This is a genomic window from Massilia sp. CMS3.1, from assembly GCF_051262535.1.
In the GTDB taxonomy this organism is placed as follows: Bacteria; Pseudomonadota; Gammaproteobacteria; order Burkholderiales; family Burkholderiaceae_D; genus Telluria.
The window spans coordinates 193,487-211,009 of sequence record NZ_JBIMES010000004.1 but is presented as its reverse complement, the minus strand read 5'-3'; the positions used below and the strand labels follow the sequence as shown (position 1 = coordinate 211,009).

The 17,523-nt window shown below is 64.4% G+C and carries 14 protein-coding genes and 1 tRNA gene; 5 read left to right on the top strand and 10 right to left on the bottom strand.

Features of this window, described 5'->3' with window-relative positions; all coding sequences use genetic code 11:
- Positions 1–31: 31 nt before the first annotated feature.
- The 10 genes from ACHAC9_RS08710 to ispB form a co-directional block, all read right to left on the bottom strand.
- Positions 32–301 carry a hypothetical protein gene (locus ACHAC9_RS08710; RefSeq protein ID WP_435759147.1) on the bottom strand — a complete coding sequence of 90 codons (270 nt, stop codon included), beginning with the start codon at positions 299–301 and terminating at the stop codon, positions 32–34.
- 208 nt (positions 302–509) lie between these two features.
- A complete protein-coding gene (locus tag ACHAC9_RS08705; RefSeq protein ID WP_435759145.1) occupies positions 510–2,510 on the bottom strand; it encodes a hypothetical protein in 2,001 nt (666 codons plus the stop codon).
- Between the two features lie 14 nt (positions 2,511–2,524).
- Positions 2,525–3,946, bottom strand: coding sequence for an exopolysaccharide Pel transporter PelG (gene pelG / locus ACHAC9_RS08700; protein WP_435759143.1), 1,422 nt, complete (start codon positions 3,944–3,946; stop codon positions 2,525–2,527).
- A complete protein-coding gene (pelF, locus tag ACHAC9_RS08695) occupies positions 3,946–5,457 on the bottom strand; it encodes a GT4 family glycosyltransferase PelF (RefSeq protein ID WP_435759141.1) in 1,512 nt (503 codons plus the stop codon). The genes pelG and pelF overlap by 1 nt, the downstream gene beginning before the upstream one ends.
- Complete coding sequence (locus ACHAC9_RS08690) at positions 5,444–6,412, bottom strand: hypothetical protein (RefSeq protein WP_435759139.1); 969 nt, start codon at positions 6,410–6,412, stop codon at positions 5,444–5,446. Before ACHAC9_RS08690 ends, pelF begins: the two co-directional genes overlap by 14 nt.
- On the bottom strand, positions 6,409–7,812 hold the full coding sequence (locus ACHAC9_RS08685; RefSeq protein WP_435759137.1) for a PelD GGDEF domain-containing protein: 1,404 nt from the start codon (positions 7,810–7,812) through the stop codon (positions 6,409–6,411). The genes ACHAC9_RS08690 and ACHAC9_RS08685 overlap by 4 nt, the downstream gene beginning before the upstream one ends.
- Before the next feature lie 9 nt (positions 7,813–7,821).
- The gene (locus tag ACHAC9_RS08680) at positions 7,822–11,388 is read right to left on the bottom strand and encodes a tetratricopeptide repeat protein (RefSeq protein ID WP_435759135.1); all 3,567 of its coding nucleotides are present in this window, start codon (positions 11,386–11,388) and stop codon (positions 7,822–7,824) included.
- Positions 11,385–12,257, bottom strand: a complete 873-nt coding sequence (locus tag ACHAC9_RS08675; protein WP_435759133.1) for an endo alpha-1,4 polygalactosaminidase — start codon at positions 12,255–12,257, stop codon at positions 11,385–11,387. The genes ACHAC9_RS08680 and ACHAC9_RS08675 overlap by 4 nt, the downstream gene beginning before the upstream one ends.
- 369 nt (positions 12,258–12,626) lie before the next feature.
- A tRNA-Pro gene (locus ACHAC9_RS08670) sits at positions 12,627–12,703 on the bottom strand.
- A gap of 53 nt (positions 12,704–12,756) precedes the next feature.
- A complete protein-coding gene (ispB, locus tag ACHAC9_RS08665) occupies positions 12,757–13,743 on the bottom strand; it encodes an octaprenyl diphosphate synthase (RefSeq protein WP_435759130.1) in 987 nt (328 codons plus the stop codon).
- 293 nt (positions 13,744–14,036) lie between these two features.
- On the opposite strand from ispB, the gene rplU reads away from it, so the two are divergent.
- The 5 genes from rplU to proB all read left to right on the top strand — a co-directional run bounded on the left by rplU (position 14,037) and on the right by proB (position 17,436).
- Complete coding sequence (gene rplU / locus ACHAC9_RS08660; protein WP_082493710.1) at positions 14,037–14,348, top strand: 50S ribosomal protein L21; 312 nt, start codon at positions 14,037–14,039, stop codon at positions 14,346–14,348.
- Positions 14,349–14,384: 36 nt separating this feature from the next.
- On the top strand, positions 14,385–14,672 hold the full coding sequence (gene rpmA, locus ACHAC9_RS08655) for a 50S ribosomal protein L27 (protein ID WP_435759128.1): 288 nt from the start codon (positions 14,385–14,387) through the stop codon (positions 14,670–14,672).
- Positions 14,673–14,787: 115 nt separating this feature from the next.
- Complete coding sequence (gene obgE, locus ACHAC9_RS08650; RefSeq protein WP_435759126.1) at positions 14,788–15,906, top strand: GTPase ObgE; 1,119 nt, start codon at positions 14,788–14,790, stop codon at positions 15,904–15,906.
- Positions 15,896–16,321 (top strand): hypothetical protein, encoded by a 426-nt coding sequence (locus ACHAC9_RS08645; protein ID WP_435759124.1) that lies wholly within the window; start codon positions 15,896–15,898, stop codon positions 16,319–16,321. The genes obgE and ACHAC9_RS08645 overlap by 11 nt, the downstream gene beginning before the upstream one ends.
- Complete coding sequence (gene proB, locus ACHAC9_RS08640) at positions 16,318–17,436, top strand: glutamate 5-kinase (protein WP_435759122.1); 1,119 nt, start codon at positions 16,318–16,320, stop codon at positions 17,434–17,436. The genes ACHAC9_RS08645 and proB overlap by 4 nt, the downstream gene beginning before the upstream one ends.
- Positions 17,437–17,523 lie beyond the last annotated feature (87 nt).

The following is a 17,523-nucleotide window of genomic DNA, read 5'->3' as shown; positions in this document are numbered from 1 at the left end:
ACGCTGGAAAGCGAGGTCCTGCAGGTGCTCCTTAGCGGTTTGCCAGCCAGCGCAATTCCGCGGCCAGGTTCGGCGAATGCTTCTCGGCGCTGGCGGCCAGTGCGAACAGTTCGGCGCGGTCAGCACGTGTGGTGACGCGTTCGACGACAGCCTTCGACGCCCGGCTGGCGCGTGCCTGGCGCGAGACCAGCCAGCCGCCCTGGGCGGCGAAGAGTTGCTCCGAGAAAATGCGGATCGATGCGAACAGGTCGGTGAAGGCGTGGCCTTTGTCTTGCGCCTGGGTGATCGTTGCTGCGTTCATGTGTCGCTCCAAGTAAATACTGTGATGTTGCGGTGCAGTATAGTTGCCTTGGACCTATAAATATACTTTCAGTTCGTGATGTCAGCGATAAGGAAAACGTATATTTGTAAATGCGTCAATGTTACATTATTAGGTTCAGGAATGTCCCACCTGGCCCGGACCGATGAGCCGCCAGCGCGGCTCATCGTTTCCTATGGTTCAGTGCTCCTTACCAGACCGGGGCCGGAAGCGTGACCGTCGAACCAGCCTGGACCTTGATTTTCGAAATCTGCTGGCCACCATAGTTCACGATTCCGGTACCGCTGGCGATGCCGGTGATCGGCACAGTGACTTCTTTTGGCGACTTGAGCACGATCCGGTTCGGGCTGCCCAGCACCAGCGTGCCTTTGACACCGGATGCGTTGTACACCATGCGCTCAGCCATCAGCTTGCCGATTGCTTCCTGGGTGCCATTCACGATCGGCAATTTATAGATCGCTTCGTACTTCGTCAGCGTTGCGTTCAACAAGTCGCCGAGCAGCGAATTGACGCCGTCATACGCGCGCATGTTTGGCTGGTGGAACATCAGCGGATCGAGGTCGAACTTGGCCAGGTAGCTGACCATCAAGTCCGATTCCTTGTCGAGGATTTCCGCGTAGGTCAATGGGCGGTCCCAGGCAGGGAACAGACCGCCCGGCGCATAGAAATGGTTGTATTCCGAAACCCATTCGTCCGGGGTCGAGACGTTGAAGTACAAATTGGTCGGACGACGCGGAATGATCATGACGCTCGGCTGGTACGAACTGTAATAACCGGCATTCGGGCTTGGATTATTCCAGCCCGGCTGCGAGGTATCGGACAGGATGTAGCGGATTTTCTGTTCTGCGGCCGCCTGCAGGAAGGACGGGTTGTTCAGGCCGCTGATGTTCGGCTGCACCATCGCACTGGTCGTGTAATTCTTCAGTCCGAGGGATTTGGCCATCTGGTTGTTCTTGCTCAGCTCAAGCCTGGCGTCGGCGACACTGATGGTGTCGAGGTAGGCATGGGTATAGGTATGGCTGATCCAGTTGAATTCCGATTGCAGCAGGCGCACGGCCGGGGTCAGGGTGTCTTTCGCATACATCCCCGACGCGCCGACGCCATTGAATGGAATTTCCAGGGTCATGCCGGCGGCCAGCGGGTGGCGTGCGCGGAAATTGCGTTGCCACAGCGCGTAGCGGGCGAGATCGAGGCCGGAGATCCGAAATTCCGCACCCTCGGCGCTCTTGCGGACCGGATCCCACATTTCGTTTGCAAGCAGCAGGTCATCCGGCTGGACCGTCATGTAGGCCTTGCGCTCGCCGAGGAAGGTTCCCTTGGCCAGCCAGTTGACGATGCCGTAGCCCAGCGCCAGGGTGTGACTGGCATTCTCGTTGCCGTCGGCGGTAACGGCCAGGTTCATGCGGCCATCGTCATACGAGTAGACCGAGGCGATCGCGTAGCCTTCAGGCGTCGTCAGCAGCGGTACCGGATTGGTCGTCCCCACCGGCTTGCCGAGATAGGTCCAGGCATTGGCGATTTTCAGGGGGTTGGCCGCGTTGAGGTAATGGAAGACACCCTTGCCTGCCGTCGTCAGGCTTGCCTTGATCGGGGTCGCCGTCGTGTCGGCGCCCGCGTGCAGCGTCAAACCATAGCCTTCCGGGAAACCGCCCGGGAAGGTGTACAGCGTGGCCTGGCGTACCTTGTAGGCTGCTTCGTAGTTCCACAGTGCTTGCCACTGCGCCGGCGTGAACGCGCTTTCGTAATTGCCCGAAGGCGCAAGGTAGCCGAGATTGCCGGTCGTGAGGACGATGCCCTGGTAATTGCCGGCGCCGTTGCCATCCGAAAGCGTTTGCGCATTGAAGCCGCCGTCCTTGGCGATCACGACATCATAGGGAACGCCGATCTGGTTGAGCACGGCCTTGATGGCGCCAAACACCGGTTCGGTACCGTCCGCCGAGACGACCAGGAATTTCATTCCGATCGAGCGCGGCGCTTCTCCGGTAGGCAGCACAGGCAGCGCCGCGGTCATTGCCATCGGGACGGCCTTTTGTGCCCTGCTCAGTTTTTGCAGTTCGGCGACCTTCAGTCTTTTGACTTTGTGGTCGTGGCCATGGAATTCGGCCTGCGCGAATGTGCTGGCCGTGGCGATGAGCAGGCCGGCGCCGAGGTGCTTGCCGAGCGCAAGGAATTTGTTAGGGCGGGTTTGCATGAAGTTTTCCTTTTTTAGGTAGATGAAGCGGGAGGACAAGGTGCAGCCTGGCTGGAAGCGCGTGCGGAGGGTTGCAGCATGAATGTTTCAAAAATGAGGTGATCGAGCGTGTGCGACAGGTACAGCGCCGCGCTTGCGCACGTGAGCAATACCGCGAGCGCGAAGCCGTAACCGAAGAACTGCGGACCGAGCTGCACGCTGAGCCAGGAGAAAGCGGCATTCGAGACCAGCAGCATCGCGCACAGTTTCAGGGCGATCGCCTGGCGGTCGAGATAGAACAGGATGCTCAGCATGGCCAGAAATGCGAGCTGTAGCGCAACGGCGACCAGGTCGATGGCGAACAAGGGCTGGTACAGGGGCGAAATGCCGAACAGCGACAGGATTTCTCCGGCGAAGAGCATCACGATCGCCGTCGTCACAATCTGGATCTTGACGATATCGCTCAAGCCGTGCCGCACCGCGGCAACGAGCTGCCCATGTGCGAGCTTGACGGCCTGGTGGTTGCCGCCGGAAGTGATCGTGCGATAGAAGGCCTCGCATTTTTGCGCCAGCTCGACTTCCAGACGCACCACCAGCACCGCCATCCCCGGGACGAGGGAAAGGTAGGCCAGAAAAATCGGCAAGTCATACACGACCGATGCGCGCAAGGGACCGACGATCGCGGTACCGGTGAGCGGGTCGCGCCAGAACACGAATTTATCGCACCATACGGCGGCGTTGTAGAGCAGGCCGATCAGGGCGAGGCGGGGAAATACCTGATCGCGGCGCAGGAAAGCGAAGGCCATCAGCGCGCTTGCCGGGAATTCGCGGACGACCATTGCGAGCAATGCAAACAGCAGCACCGCCTGCCCCACGAAAAAGCCCGCCAGCAGGCCGACCAGTCCGAACGATTGGAATGCCAGCGCAGCCCACGCGGTGATCAGGTAGCCAAGCGCGAAGGCCGCGAGCAGCGGACGGAATGCCCTGATGGCCGATGCGAAGATCTGCACGATCCAGATGCAGGACAGGACAACGAAGTTGGCCAGCATGCACAACTGGTAGGGCCAGGGTTCATCGAACCAGAGCAGCAGGACGATGCCGCCACCGAGCGTGCTGATGCTCAGGGTCAGGCACAGCGCCCCCATCAGGTTGGGCAGGATGACGCCATCGCGCCGCTCGAACATGCGGTCGGCGGCATACCTGGTGAACAGCAGTTGCAGCGGACTGGTCAGGATCAGCGATCCCGCCATCAGGTAGCTGACGGACACCTGGAACTGTTCGACGGCGGCCCCATCACGCCCGTCGAGGGCGGCAATGACGCTGATGGCCAGGATCGCCACGATCGACATCAGCCAGGGCCCGCTACCGACCAGGCCGGCCACGGTATACGCCTGGGCGGCGCCGGCGAGCGTGTTCTTGCGCAGCATGCGCTGCAATTGAATGCCGATGCCTGCCATCAGGCCGCCTTCGCGGCAGCGTAGATCTGCCGGTACGCGTTCACGACATTATCTTGCCGGTAGTAGCGCTCGACCCTGGCGATGCCGGCCTGCTGCGCCGCCAGCCACCGGTCCGGGTCGGTCAGCAATGCCAGGGCGGCGGCCGCCATGGCTTCCGGATCGACGATCGGCACCACGGCGCCGCCGCAGCCGAGGGCGCGATCCTCGTCGTCGGTGCCCTCGACCAGCGAGCGGCAGGCGCCGACGTCCGTGGTCAGGACCGGAACACCGCTCGCATAACTTTCCCCGATCACCAGCGGGAAGGCTTCGCTGATCGAGGTCAGGACCACCAGTCCGAGCTGCGGCATGATGGCGTCGATCCGCTGGAAGCCGAGGAACTTGACATGGTCTTCGAGCTGCAGCATCCGCACCAGCTCCATGCACTCGTCGACGTAGGCGGCGTCCTCGTCCTGCGGGCCGATGATCCAGCCCTGTACATCGGCGAGATCGGCGCGCAGCACCTGGATGGTCCGGATGAAGGTCTTGATGTCCTTGATCGGCACCACCCGGCCCAACAGACCCAGCACATGCGGCGCGCGCTCCGGACGCTGGAGACGCAAGGGGGCATAGCGGGCCACGTCGACGCCGTTCGGAATGACGCGGGTACGTTCCGGTAACGCGCCGCCGCCGATCTGGCGCGTCTGGTTTTGCGGATACAGCGAAATGATCGGATCGGCGGCACTGTAGGCGAGCCTGCCCAGTCCCTCGAACATGCGGATCCACAGCAGTTCGTGATGTTCCATGCCGCTGGCGGAAGCGACCTGTTGCTTGCCGGTGCGATTGCCTAGGAACAGCGATTGCAATTCGATCTGGCGCTCCTTGGTGTACATGCCGTGCTCGGTCAGGACCATCGGGCAAGCGGTGAGGCGTTGCAACATGGCACCAAGAAAACCTGCATACCCGGTGCTGACCGCATGCACCAGGCGCGAAGCGGGAATCGCACGGGCAATACGGACCAGCTTCATCAGTGGTTCGTGGGTATTGCGCACTGACCAGAAATAGTCCAGCAGCGATGCATGCGGACAGCTGCGCTCATAGCTTTCGAGAATCTGGCCCCATGCCGCCTCGCTGTGAAAGAATTCCGCCGCACAAGTGGCATCGCTGCGACCCGGTTGCAGGACCGCCGTGTCGAAGACGGCCGGTGCCGGCGCCTGGCTGGGCGCGCGGAACCAGTCGTGCAGCTGCACGTTGGCGGCGAAATAGGCCGGATCGCCCTTGATCCCCTTGTTCGGCGGGGCCGGCGCGTCGCCCGTCATCAGGTCGAAGTAGTGCAGTTGCCGGACATTGGGCGGCAGTTCGTAGCGCATGGTGGTCAGCTCGCGCGGTGTGGCACCCAGATAGACCAGCGAAAAGCTCAGCTCGGGCATCGCCGTGATCAGCTCATGCACCCAGCTCGAGACACCGCCGCGCACGAACGGATAGGTGCCCTCGAGCAGGAAGGTCACGTCTACTATTGGATCAGGCTGCTGCATGGCTTGACATCTCCGGAAAACTTGTAAGGTGGGATGGGATCGGACTCCCGCGCCGGTAGAACTCGCTCTCGGCGCGATAGGGCGCCAGGGTGGTAGCGGCGATCCCGGCTTCCGCAGCGGCCTCGAAAGCGTCGTCTGCGCGGTCGGACTGGCCTGCCCGCAAGGCCATCATTCCGCTTAGCATCAACAGGTCGGCGTTGGCCGGTTGGATTTCCAGTCCGGCGTCGACATGCCGGGACGCCTGTTCCACCCACAGCGTGGCCGCTGCGCTGTCCGGCGTGAGTTGCTGCATGTCCCAGAAATGGTGGGCCATTGCCAGGTGCAAGGGGAAACGCTGCGGCGCGGCGGCGCTGTCGAGCGCGCGTTGGCCATGCGTCAAGCGGTTTTCCAGGACCTTCTGTTTTTTCATGAGTAATGAATAGGCGAGCAGGCGGACATCGTCGTCGCCATCGCGCACGCCGACCTGCAGCACCGGCGCGGCGCAGCGGTCATCGAGCGACTGCGTCGCGATCAGCGCGCACAAACGGTCATGGCGGTCGCTGCCATGCTTGACCACATTGATCAGCCCGCCTGCGCCGGCGAACCGACGCCCCGGCTCGCCGGCCAGGTTGCATCCGCGCGGCTCGTCGCTCGGCCGGTACAGGTCGATGCCGACGGCCGCGCCAGGGCAGGGCTGGCGCGCCAGGGTCAGCAGCACGAGCGCCACGCCGAGCATGCCGAAGAACGGTATGCAAACGCTGAAAAGGAATGCCAGCACGACAGCGTGGCCGCGCGCGTGCCGCAAGCGGGCCGGCAGCGCGCCTGCCAGCAGTGCCGCGCCTGCCGCGGCGGCGGCGATGTGGAGCGCGGCCCAGGCCAGCAGGCGCGGCGGCGCCGCGCGGCCGGCGTCGAGCAAGAGCAGGCCGGCGGCTTCGGCCGCCGCCGCCAGTGCGAACAGGAACCAGGCCGGCCTCACCGGACCACCGCGAGGACGCCATGGGCACGGATGCTGCGCCTGGCGCTGAACGCGACCGGATGCTTGACCACGTCATGAATGCGCTGCAATAGTTCGCGCGCCGATTGATGCGCAGGCGCCAGGAACAGGGCCAGTTGTTCGATGTCGCCCGCGTCCGCACTGCGCGCGTCTTCCTGCAGCTGGCGCTGCAGGCGTGCCGTCACGACATGTGCACCCTGCTCGTCAGGCACTGGCAACAATTTCACCACGACCGGCGCGCCTGAGGCATCGGTCTCCTGCCAGGCCTGGTCGATGCTCCTGTTGACCGCCAGGCAGCGTGCGACGAGCGCAGCGCTGCCCGATGGTTCGCTGCCGTTTACCTTCAACACGACGATGGCCAGCTGCATGCGTTCCTGGCGCGCGTGGTTCAGGCCGCGTTCGATGCAGGCCTGCCTGGTCTGTGCGCTGGCGCCATTCGCATGGACTGCAAGCCGTTCGGAAATCAGGTCGCCGATCTGGCGCGCGACAATGCCGAGCAGGTCGAAGGTGCGCCAGTGGAATGCGAAAAACGCCATCTGGTGGATGGCGACGACAGCGTGCAGGTGGCCCGCCGAGTCGATCAGCGGCACCACGGCGACCAGGCGCCCTGCCTGGGAGTGCGCGGCATCGACGCTGGCGGTCGCGCCGTTCTCGATCGCGCTGCGCAGCAGCGGGTCGTGCGGCGAGAGCGGCGCCGGGGTGCCGATCACGGCCGCCGCGGTCGTCTCGATGGCGCCGCCGGCGTCGGCCAGGTGCAATGCGGCGCCGTGCACCTTGCCACACTGTGCGAGCAGGGCCAGCACGCGCGGCGCCATGCCGGCGAGCGTCGCTTCGCTTGCCGCACCCGTGCCCGGGAAATGCATTTTCAGCTCTTGCAAGGCGGCGCGCAGGCTGGGCGGGGAGTCCGCCAGCTGGTGTTCGAGCTGCGCGTGCGAGGCCTGCAGCAGGTGATAGCTGCTGGTGAAGCGCGCCAGGCGGGCCTGGTGGCGCTGCCCCTCGACTGCGGCATCACGCAAGGCGCGCGACCATTGGTCGCGGAAGTGGCCTGCCAGGCAGCCCGCCAGCAGCACGACGGCCATGTGGACCTTTGAAAAGACCGCCAGCGGCGGAACGGTCAGGTGCATGCCAAGCATGGAGGCGCTGACGAGCAGCGCGCTGCACAAGCCCATCAGGAAGCCATAGCGTACGCCGAACAGCACCGGAATGAGCGTGAGGGCGGGCAGCAGTTCGCGCACCAGCGACGGTTCGGCGAACGTCACCACCAGCGCCGGTACCAGCAGCGCCATCGCCATCAGTTCGATGCGCAGCGCCGCCGGGGTCGCGGCCTGGCCGGCGGACACGCTCGCATCGGCATCCGGCGGGGAAATGAATGGTGTGGTCACGAAGGCACCCTAGAACGAACGTTGGAAGACGACGCCTGCGCGGCGCGTCGTGGGAGAGGCAAGTGCGCCGTGCGAATTTGCATGGAGCAGGGCAAAACGCAGCCTTGCATTGCGGGTCAGCGGCAGCGTCACTTCTGCGCGCACGGCATGCGTGGCCCGTCCATCAGGCCATTGGCGGCCGACTTCGGCATCGACGAGGCCATACGGTTCGCCGAAGTCGTCGTCCGGAGCGCCGAACCGGAGGCTGCTGCCGACGCCAGCCCAGCCGGCCCGCTCGGGCAGGCTGATGCCGTGCAAGGGTTCGGGCGACGCGGTCGCTGCCGGGCGGTTGCGCTCGAGGCGGCCAGCCATCCGCACGGTCCATTCGGGATGGGCAGGCAGCACCGGTGCGCCCACTTCAGTCCCAAGGCGCGTGCCGGAGGCAACCGCTTCGCCGGCGCGGGTGCGGTAGCGCTGCACTGCCGCATCGGCACGCAGGTAGGCACCGCCCTGCCGGGCGAGGGTCAGGTTGGCGCCGGCCCAGTCCTGCTTGCCGCGCAGGCGCAGCGCCGCACTGGCCGTGCTCATTGCATTGAGCCCGGTGTCGAATCCGACAGTGACGCCCTGGCGCAGCGGGATGGCCGCGTTCATGCGGGTGTAAGCGACGACGCTGCCGGCACGCGCGTTGGCGCCGACAGTCACATGGGCCGTGGCCTGGCCGGCCTGCAGGTCGACTGTCGCGGCCATGTCGGTCTCGCCAAGCGCCGGGCCGGCCAGGGCGCCGTGTGTGGATGGGCGAAGGAGTGTCTTGCTCGCGGTGAGCGTGGTGCGCCCGCGGCCGAGCGGCACGCTCAAGCTGGCCATTGCACGCCTCATGCTCAGCGTATCGAGCTGCTCGCGTTCGGTTTCAAGCGACAGGCGCGACTCGAGCCGATGGCGCAATTGTCTGGCCATCGACTGGAGTGCCTGGTTTTGCCCGAATTCGGGCAATGCGATGCTCGATTCGGCGATCGCGAGCGCTTCCGGATAGCGGCCAAGATGCTGCAAACCTGCGATCCGGTCGCCGGGACTGAGCGCGGCTGTGGGCTCGGCCAGCAAGGCGGCGAGGGCGTCGTCGTCTTTGCGTCCCAGTGCGACCGCAAGGCGTTGCCATGCCGGTGCACCCTGGCTTCCAGCGCGCGGCTGGTCGAGCCAGCGCCGCGCCTCGTCGAATTTCGACTGATCGAGCAATGCCGTCACCACCGGTTCGGCCAGTTCGCTGTCGGGATGGCCGCGCAGTCGCAGCCGGGTCAGTACGGTTTGCGCGGCGCCTGCGCCATCGAATTGCCTGACCAGCCCGGCGTAGGCGATGCCGAATTGCTCGATGCCCTGCGGCGCCGGGGTGGTGCCGTCGAAATGGGGCTGCAGCACGGTGCGCAGCCTGCGGCGCTGTTCCTTCGCCCGGATCGGAAGGCCTGCGTTCGTCAAGGCCTCGGCATAGGCGAAAGAAGCGCCCAGGTCATCCGGCCTGCGCGCCAGATGGCGCTCGAGCCAGTCCAGGGCGGCTTCGGAGCGTCCGAGCGAGATATTGGCGGCCGCAAAGGCCTGCCAATACGCCGGATCACCGGCAGCTTCGCCTTTCCAGCGCTGCAACAGGCGCGCCAGCATTCCCTTGTCGTCGCTGTTGATGCTGGCCCAGACCAGGCGCAAACGGCTGTCGGCGTCACCGGTGTCGAGCGCCAGCGCTTTTCCGAGTGCGCGCGTGACCGCGGCGGCGTCTTGCTCGCCTGCGGCCAGCCGCGTCTTCGCCAGCCAGTATGCCGGCTCCCCCTCCAGCGCGGCGCTGGCCGGCCCGCTCCCGGCCAGCAGCGCGTGCAGGTCGGAGCGCAAGTCGCCCTGCTCGGCGGCCTCGATCGCCAGCAGCAGCCAGCGTGCGTCCTTCGTGCGCGCATGGGCTTCGCGGCCGGCTTGCGCGGCGCCGGCGAAATTGCGGTCGGCAGTGTGTCGCGCGATGAGCCATTCGGCGGTTGGTGCGATGGCCGGGGTGGCGAGATTGTCGCTCCGCCACGCCTGCTGGTAGGCATGCAGGGCGGGTCCGGCGTGCCCGCTGCGGTCCGACAGATGACCCATCAATAACCAGTATGGCGCGTTGGACGCATCGGTCTGCTTACGCCATGGAAGCAGTTTTTCCAGCGCCGGGCCGTGTCTGCCCATGGCGTCGAGCAGGCTTGCCTGGCGCAGCGCGAGGTCGGCCGGTTCGATGGCGCCGGGCGCCATCCGGTCGAGTGTGGCCAGCGCCGCCGCCGGCTGGCCCGCCGCCTGCTGCGCCGCCGACAGTGCCAGCCTGAGCTCGGGCGAGGCCGCATGGCGTTCGACATAGGAAGCCAGGAATTGCGCGTATGATGCCGGCGCCGCATGGCGTGAGCCCAGTGCCAGCAGGACGCGTTGCTGGTCCGGTGTCAGGGGCGTTGTGCGCGTGGCCACGCGGGCGACGTCGAACCATGTCTTGTCGTCGCCCAACTGGCTCGCCAGCGCCAGCGCGTGCCTGACCGCTGCCCGATTGCCGGTCCGGGCCAGCTGGCGCCATTGGACCAGGGCTTGCGCGGGCTGCGCGTTCCACTCCGCCACACGCGCCAGGCGCGTCCGGTTCCGAACGCTCGGCGCCGCTTCCACCAGCCGCCGTGCGAGCAGGAGCGCCGGCTCCAGTTCTCCCGTCGCCAGTTCCGCAGCCAGCAGTTTGTCGATCCGTTCAGGATCGTGTGGCGCCTGCGCCAGCCAGGTTCGCCCGAGATCCCTGACCAGCACCAGGTCGCGCTGTCCCAACGCAATCTCGGTCACGCGGCGGATAAACGCGCCATCGTTCCCGTACTGCGCCAATACCGTGGATGAAAATGCGAGCGCACCCTCGCCGTCATTCGCGGCGACAAAGGTGTCGAGCGCGCGCATGACGTATTTGCGTGCCAGCGCCTTGTCCAGGCCAGCTGTCGTGGCGATATCGCGGTAGACGAGGGCAGCCTCGCGTACCTGGCCGTTCGCCAGCAGGGTGCGTGCCGACTGTTCGCGTGTTTCCACGCCGGACGCCTGCGCGATGGCCGGCGCTGCGAGGCAGGCGCGAAAGCGCGTCGCCGGCATGGCGCTGCAGATCGTTGCAAGCCGTGCCGCTGCGGCTGGCGCCAGCCTGGCCGACGCCAGGCTGTCGATCGCCGCGGCCAGTTGTTTGCTGGTGTCGGCATGACGCGGGTCGGTAGGCGCCAGCGATTGCAGATGCAGCCAGTTGACCTCGACCAGCTCGATGCCTGCGCGCAGGCCGGTATCGCCTGGCTGGTTCAATAAAGGAGCCAATGCCTTGCGTGCGTCGTCCCAGCGCCCGGCGCGCGCCAGGGTACGGCTGGCCAGGATGCGCAGGGCCGGGTCCTCCGGCGCGGCGCGCGACAGCAGTTGCAGATAGGCCGTCGCCAGGCTGTTGTGCTGGTCGTGCTCGGCGAGCATGGCCAGCTGCTTTCCGTCGGGTTGCAGGCCGACCATGACCGCGCCGATACCGGCGGCGCCGGTCATGACGGTGAACAGGGTGGCCAATTGGCGCTTGTGCGCCGCAGCCTGGATGGCGTCCGCTGTCACGGCAGGTTCGTTTCAGCGATGGTATCGAGTTGCGGCGTAGCGACCCATGCCGTGAAACCGGCGTCGGTGATGCGCTGCGCCGTGGCGCGTGCCAGCGCGCTGTCCTTTTTAGCGACGTAATCGATGACGGTCACCGGGAGCGCGAAGCGTTGCTGCACCTCGCGCAAGCGCCCGAGCAGCCATTCCCGGCTCGGTTCGTCGACCACGGTGTAGGCGCCCGCCTTGGGATCCCAGCTCTGGAACAAGGACTCGGCGGCGACACCGACCACCAGGCTCGATACGTCGGGCAGCACTTCAAAGCCTCGGTTCAGCAGGAGCTGGACACCGGGAAAGCGCTGGTGGATGGCCTCGATCAGGGCCACCAGTGCGCGCTGCTGGCGCACGCGTGCCGCCGGATCTTTTGCCGTCAGTTGATAGCTGTCGAGGGTATCGAGGAAGAACGCACGATAACCCTGCTTCCACAGGCCGGCCATACGCGTCTCAAGGAGGAACCTGGTCCACCCGGGATGGGTCAGGTCGGCGACCCGGCTGCCCCACGCGCTGTTGGCACCGTCAAACAGGCTGTCGTCCAGGGCACGGGTCGACGCACGCCAACCTTCGGCTTCACCCACGCTGACGTAAGCAAAGACGAGCGCCCCCGAAGCGGCAAGACGTGCCGGAGAGCCGAGGTTGTCGGCTTCGACGACAACCCGTTTGTAGCGCGACAACTGTTCGACGGGGACCGGGGCACCGTAGAAAAAGGCCGTGCTGGGCCCTTGGGCTTGCGCCAGCGCGGTGCTGAACACCAGGGCAAGGGAAGGGAACAGGCGTGCCACAGCGCGTGCGGCGCCGCGCAAGGCAGGGGTCGGTGTCGAAGTCGGAGGGCGCATTTTTACGGTGTGAGAACAGGAAAATGAATAAGCAAGCGATTAGAAAAATTGTTCAAAAGAAACTATAGTGTCTATATTGATATTATATAGATTGCTGGAATTAATTGCCGAATTTAATTGTTACTTATCGAAAAAAAACTAAGTTACTTTCTTTTCATCAATTATTTCCCGCGGACAAGCCGGAGGCGCGACGCCGGGCCTGTGGACTGGAAGGGGAAGGAGTGTCCTGGCGAGCGCTGCAGCACAGCAGGATGAGGGGGAGAGCGGACGTAGGGGCGCGCTCGGGCCTGTAGTAGGGCGCGAGAGCAGGTATGGCTGATGGGGAAACAAAAACAGCGGCTGATGAGCCGCTGTCTACAGGAGGACCTCTGGTCGGGGTGAGAGGATTCGAACCTCCGGCCTCTACGTCCCGAACGTAGCGCTCTACCGGGCTAAGCTACACCCCGACTGTTCGAGGCACCGGAAACAATCGCCTCGGGAAGTATTACTATAATTTTGCTTAATGGTTCCTGTCAACAGCGAAGCTGCAGAGCTGTAACAGGCTCTGTTTGTACTCGCTGTCGGGCAGGTCGGCGATCGATTCGGCGGCGCGGCGGGCGGCCGTTTCGGCTTCGCGGCGCGTGTAATCGAGGGCGCCGCTGGCCGTGACGGCGGCCAGCACCGCATCGAAATGCTGCTCGTCGCCTTGCTCGATGCAGGTGCGCACCAGCTCGCACTGTTCAGGAGTGCCGTGTTCCATGAGATAGATCAGCGGCAGGGTAGGTTTTCCTTCGCGCAGGTCGTCGCCGACGTTCTTGCCGATCTCGGTCGCATCGCCGGCGTAATCGAGCACGTCATCAATCAACTGGAACGCCGTACCCAAGGAGCGGCCGTATTCGCCGGCCGCGGCCACCTGTGCCTGGCTCGCGCCCGCCACCAGGGCGCCGAGTTCGGCCGCCGCTTCGAACAACTTGGCGGTCTTCGAGCGAATCACTTTCAGGTAGCTCTCGTGGCTGACGTCCGGATCGTGCATGTTCAGCAGCTGCAGCACTTCGCCCTCGGCGATCACGTTGGTTGCGTCCGACAGGATCTGCATGACGCGCATGTTTTCCAGGCTGACCATCATCTGGAACGAACGCGAGTACAGGAAGTCGCCCACCAGCACCGAGGCGGCATTGCCGAATAGCGCGTTTGCCGTCTGGCGGCCGCGCCGCATCGAGGATTCGTCGACGACGTCGTCGTGCAGCAGGGTTGCGGTGTGGATGAATTCGACGACCGCCGCCAGTTCGTGGTGCGCGCTGCCCTTGTAACCGTGGGCATTGGCCAGCAACAGCACCAGCACGGGGCGGATCCGCTTGCCGCCGGCGCTGATGATGTACTCGGCGATCTGGTTGACCAGACTGACTTCCGAGTGCAGGCGCTGGCGGATCACCGTGTTGACCGCGTCCATGTCGGTGGCGATCGTTTGGGTGATGGTGTTCTGTGCGTGAGGGGTAGCGGCGGACAAGGCGAACCTGCGTAACGTTGATGTGCGGTTGACGTGCGTTGATGTGCGAGAGTGCGGCGATTATACGACATGCAAGCATGAGCCGTGCCATTTCGCCAAGCGCCAGCCGTGCGCCCCGGGTCTCCCTGCAGTTTGCGCGACGTTGCCGGGATGCCACGCGAACTCGGGGGCGATCCGGGCTTTTGACGCAACAGCTTGAACCGTGTATAATTCCCTGTTCCCCGGCACCAGAGAAGCACGACGCAATCGTCGCCGCAGGGATTTTTATTAAACAATTGATGAGGTTTTCAATCATGTATGCGGTCATAAAAACCGGTGGCAAGCAGTATAAAGTTGTCGCTGGCGAAAAACTTAAAGTAGAACAGATACCGGCAGACATTGGTTCCGAACTCACCATCGATCAGGTCCTCGCCGTTGGCGCGGGCGAGAGCATCAAGTTTGGTGCTCCCCTGGTCGAAGGTGCAACGGTTCTGGTGAAGGTCGTTTCCCATGGTCGCCACGACAAGGTCCGCATTTTCAAAATGCGCCGTCGTAAGCACTACCAGAAGCGTCAGGGCCACCGCCAGAACTTCACCGAGATCCAAGTGGTTTCGATCAACGGCTAATTGCCCCTCTCTTCAAAGTCATCAAGGAGTACTTAAATGGCACACAAAAAAGGCGGCGGCACTACCCGTAACGGCCGCGACTCAGAAAGCAAGCGCCTTGGCGTGAAGATCTACGGCGGCCAGGCAGTCAATGCCGGCGGCATCATCATCCGTCAACGCGGTACCCCAGTGCGTCCAGGCACCAACGTCGGCATGGGTAAAGATCACACCCTGTTCGCGCTGGTCGACGGCACTGTGAAATTCGTCAAGCAAGGCGTGGGCTCGAAGCAATTCGTGACCGTCGTTGCAAACGAGGCAGTCGCAGAAGAAGCGATTGCAGCGTAACTCAGTTACTGAGTGACGTACGCGCCGCTTCGAGCGGCGCATCCTTGTAAGGCGCAAGCCTTCCATCGAAAGGCTCTGCCCACGGTAGGGCCTTTTTAGTTTTTTGGCGGTCATTATGAAGTTTATCGACGAAGCAAGAATTGAAGTCATTGCGGGCGACGGCGGCAACGGTTGCGCCTCGTTCCTGCGCGAGAAGTTCCGCCCATTCGGCGGTCCGGACGGCGGCGACGGCGGCAAGGGCGGCTCGATCTGGGCGGTTGCAGACCGTAATATCAACACGCTGGTCGACTTTCGCTATTCGAAAACCCACCATGGCCGCCATGGCGAACCTGGCCGCGGCTCGGATTGCTATGGCAAGGGCGCCGACGATGTCTATCTGCGCATGCCGGTCGGCACGTTGATCATCGATAACGTCAACGGCGAAATCATCGCCGACCTGACCGAACATGGCCAGACCGAAATGCTGGCCAAGGGCGGCGAGGGCGGCTGGGGCAACATCCACTTCAAGACCTCGACCAACCGCGCTCCCCGTCAAAAGACCGAGGGCAAGGAAGGCGAACGTCGCGAGCTGCGCCTGGAACTGAAGGTGCTGGCCGACGTGGGCCTGCTGGGCATGCCGAACGCCGGCAAGTCGACTTTCATTACGGCCGTCTCGAACGCCAAGCCGAAGATCGCCGACTACCCGTTTACGACCCTGCATCCGAACCTGGGCGTGGTGCGCGTGTCGCACGAGAAGAGCTTCGTCATTGCCGACATCCCGGGCCTGATCGAAGGCGCGGCCGAAGGCGCGGGACTCGGTCACCAGTTCCTGCGCCACCTGGCGCGTACTGGCCTGCTGCTGCACATCGTCGACATGGCGCCGTTCGAGGAAGCCACCATCGATCCGGTCAAGGAAGCGAAAGCCCTGATCCGCGAACTGGAAAAGTACGACGAAGAGTTGCTCAACAAGCCGCGCTGGCTGGTCCTGAACAAGCTCGACGTGGTGCCGGAAGACGAGCGCAAGAAGCGCGTCAAGGATTTCGTCAAGAAGATGGCCTGGAAGGGTCCAGTCTTTGAAATCTCGGCGCTCAACCGCGAAGGCTGCCAGGAACTGATCAATGCGATCTACATGCACCTGGAAACGAAGCGCGCTACCGACCTGCGCGTGGATGAGTCGGTGCAGATGACCGAAGAAGCACGCGGCATCACGTCGATCGATCCGGACGATCCTCGCTTCAAGATCCTTGAAGACTAAGCGACTTAAAGAGCAAGGCTTCACGATCGCCATGGCGCGGGTGAAGCTGCTGCAGCTGGTGGCCACCGTCAGTTCGCTGGCGGCGCTCGTTGCCATGCTCGACCCGGACCGGGTCGCCACGGCAATGGGCCTGTTTCTCGTTGGCGTGAACGGCTACAGCCAGTTCTACGCCATCTATGTCGGAGTCCGTCTCGCCACCGCGGGACTGGCTATGCTGGCGGCAAGGCGGGGCGACCAGCCCATCCTCGGCGATCTCGTTGCATTATTCCTGCTCGCTCAGCCGGCCGGGCGCCTGGTCGCCGCTTTCGCGATCGGCCTGCCGCGCGGGGCCTTGTTCGTCGTGTGCGGGATCGAGTTGCTGGTGGGCCTGGCCCTGCTGGCCTTGCGCCCGTCGGAAAAGAGAACCTCGCCATGAATTCCGTCATCCAGGCCGCCGGCCGCATCATCGTCAAGGTCGGCTCCTCGCTCGTCACCAATGAAGGCCGCGGCCTCGACCACACGGCCATCGCGCGCTGGGCTTCTCAAATTGCGGCCCTCCGTGCGCTCGGCAAGGAAGTCGTGTTGGTCAGCTCCGGCGCCATCGCCGAAGGCATGCTGCGCCTGGGCTTTGCCAGCCGCCCGCACGACATCCACGAGTTGCAGGCCTGCGCCGCCGTCGGCCAGATGGGACTGGCCCAGATCTACGAAACGAGCTTCAAGGCGCATGGCGTCAAGACCGCGCAAGTGCTGCTGACCCATGCCGACCTGGCCGACCGCGAACGCTACCTGAACGCGCGCGCTACCCTCACGACCTTGCTGCGCCTGGGCGTGGTCCCGATCATCAACGAGAACGATACCGTCGTCACCGACGAAATCAAGTTCGGCGACAACGACACGCTCGGCGCGCTGGTCGCGAACCTGATCGAGGCCGATGCGCTGGTCATCCTGACCGACCAGCGCGGCCTCTACTCCGCCGATCCGCGCAAGGATCCGCAAGCACGCCTGATCGAACGCGCGCAGGCCGATGACGCCAGCCTGGCGGCGATGGCAGGCGGCGCCGGCAGCAATATCGGCAGCGGCGGCATGCTGACCAAGGTGCTGGCCGCGCGCCGTGCTGCCCGCTCCGGTGCCCACACGGTGATTGCCTGGGGCCGCGAGCCGGACGTGCTCACGCGCCTGGCCCAGGGCGAGGCGATCGGAAGCGAACTGTACGCGACAACAACGCGCCTGACCGCGCGGCGCCAGTGGATGGTCGACCACCTGCACACGGCGGGCGAAGTCGTGCTCGACGCCGGCGCCGTCCAGAAGCTGACGCAAGAGGGTAAATCCCTGCTGCCGATCGGCGTGATTGCCGTGAAAGGCGAATTCGGACGCGGCCAGGTGATCACCTGCGTCAGCGAAGCCGGCCTGGCGATAGCGCGCGGTTTGACGAGCTACACCAGCAGCGAGGTGCGCCGCATCATGCGCCACTCCTCGCGCGAGATCGAGGCCATCCTCGGTTACATCGAAGGGCCGGAACTGGTCCATCGCGACAATCTTGTTCTGCTCTGAAGGCCACGCATGACCCGGTTCACAGCCGGGCCGCAACTGCTGGTGGGGCTGTTGCCGGTGGAGTCTGATGCTGTTCCATCAACTGTG

Bases quoted from the DNA above. Each gene is read 5' to 3' on its own strand.
- ACHAC9_RS08710 (WP_435759147.1), bottom strand. From the start codon at position 301: ATGAACGCAGCAACGATCACCCAGGCGCAAGACAAAGGCCACGCCTTC.
- ACHAC9_RS08705 (WP_435759145.1), bottom strand. From the start codon at position 2,510: ATGCAAACCCGCCCTAACAAATTCCTTGCGCTCGGCAAGCACCTCGGC.
- pelG (WP_435759143.1), bottom strand. From the start codon at position 3,946: ATGGCAGGCATCGGCATTCAATTGCAGCGCATGCTGCGCAAGAACACG.
- pelF (WP_435759141.1), bottom strand. From the start codon at position 5,457: ATGCAGCAGCCTGATCCAATAGTAGACGTGACCTTCCTGCTCGAGGGC.
- ACHAC9_RS08675 (WP_435759133.1), bottom strand. From the start codon at position 12,257: ATGCGCCCTCCGACTTCGACACCGACCCCTGCCTTGCGCGGCGCCGCA.
- rplU (WP_082493710.1), top strand. From the start codon at position 14,037: ATGTATGCGGTCATAAAAACCGGTGGCAAGCAGTATAAAGTTGTCGCT.
- rpmA (WP_435759128.1), top strand. From the start codon at position 14,385: ATGGCACACAAAAAAGGCGGCGGCACTACCCGTAACGGCCGCGACTCA.
- obgE (WP_435759126.1), top strand. From the start codon at position 14,788: ATGAAGTTTATCGACGAAGCAAGAATTGAAGTCATTGCGGGCGACGGC.
- proB (WP_435759122.1), top strand. From the start codon at position 16,318: ATGAATTCCGTCATCCAGGCCGCCGGCCGCATCATCGTCAAGGTCGGC.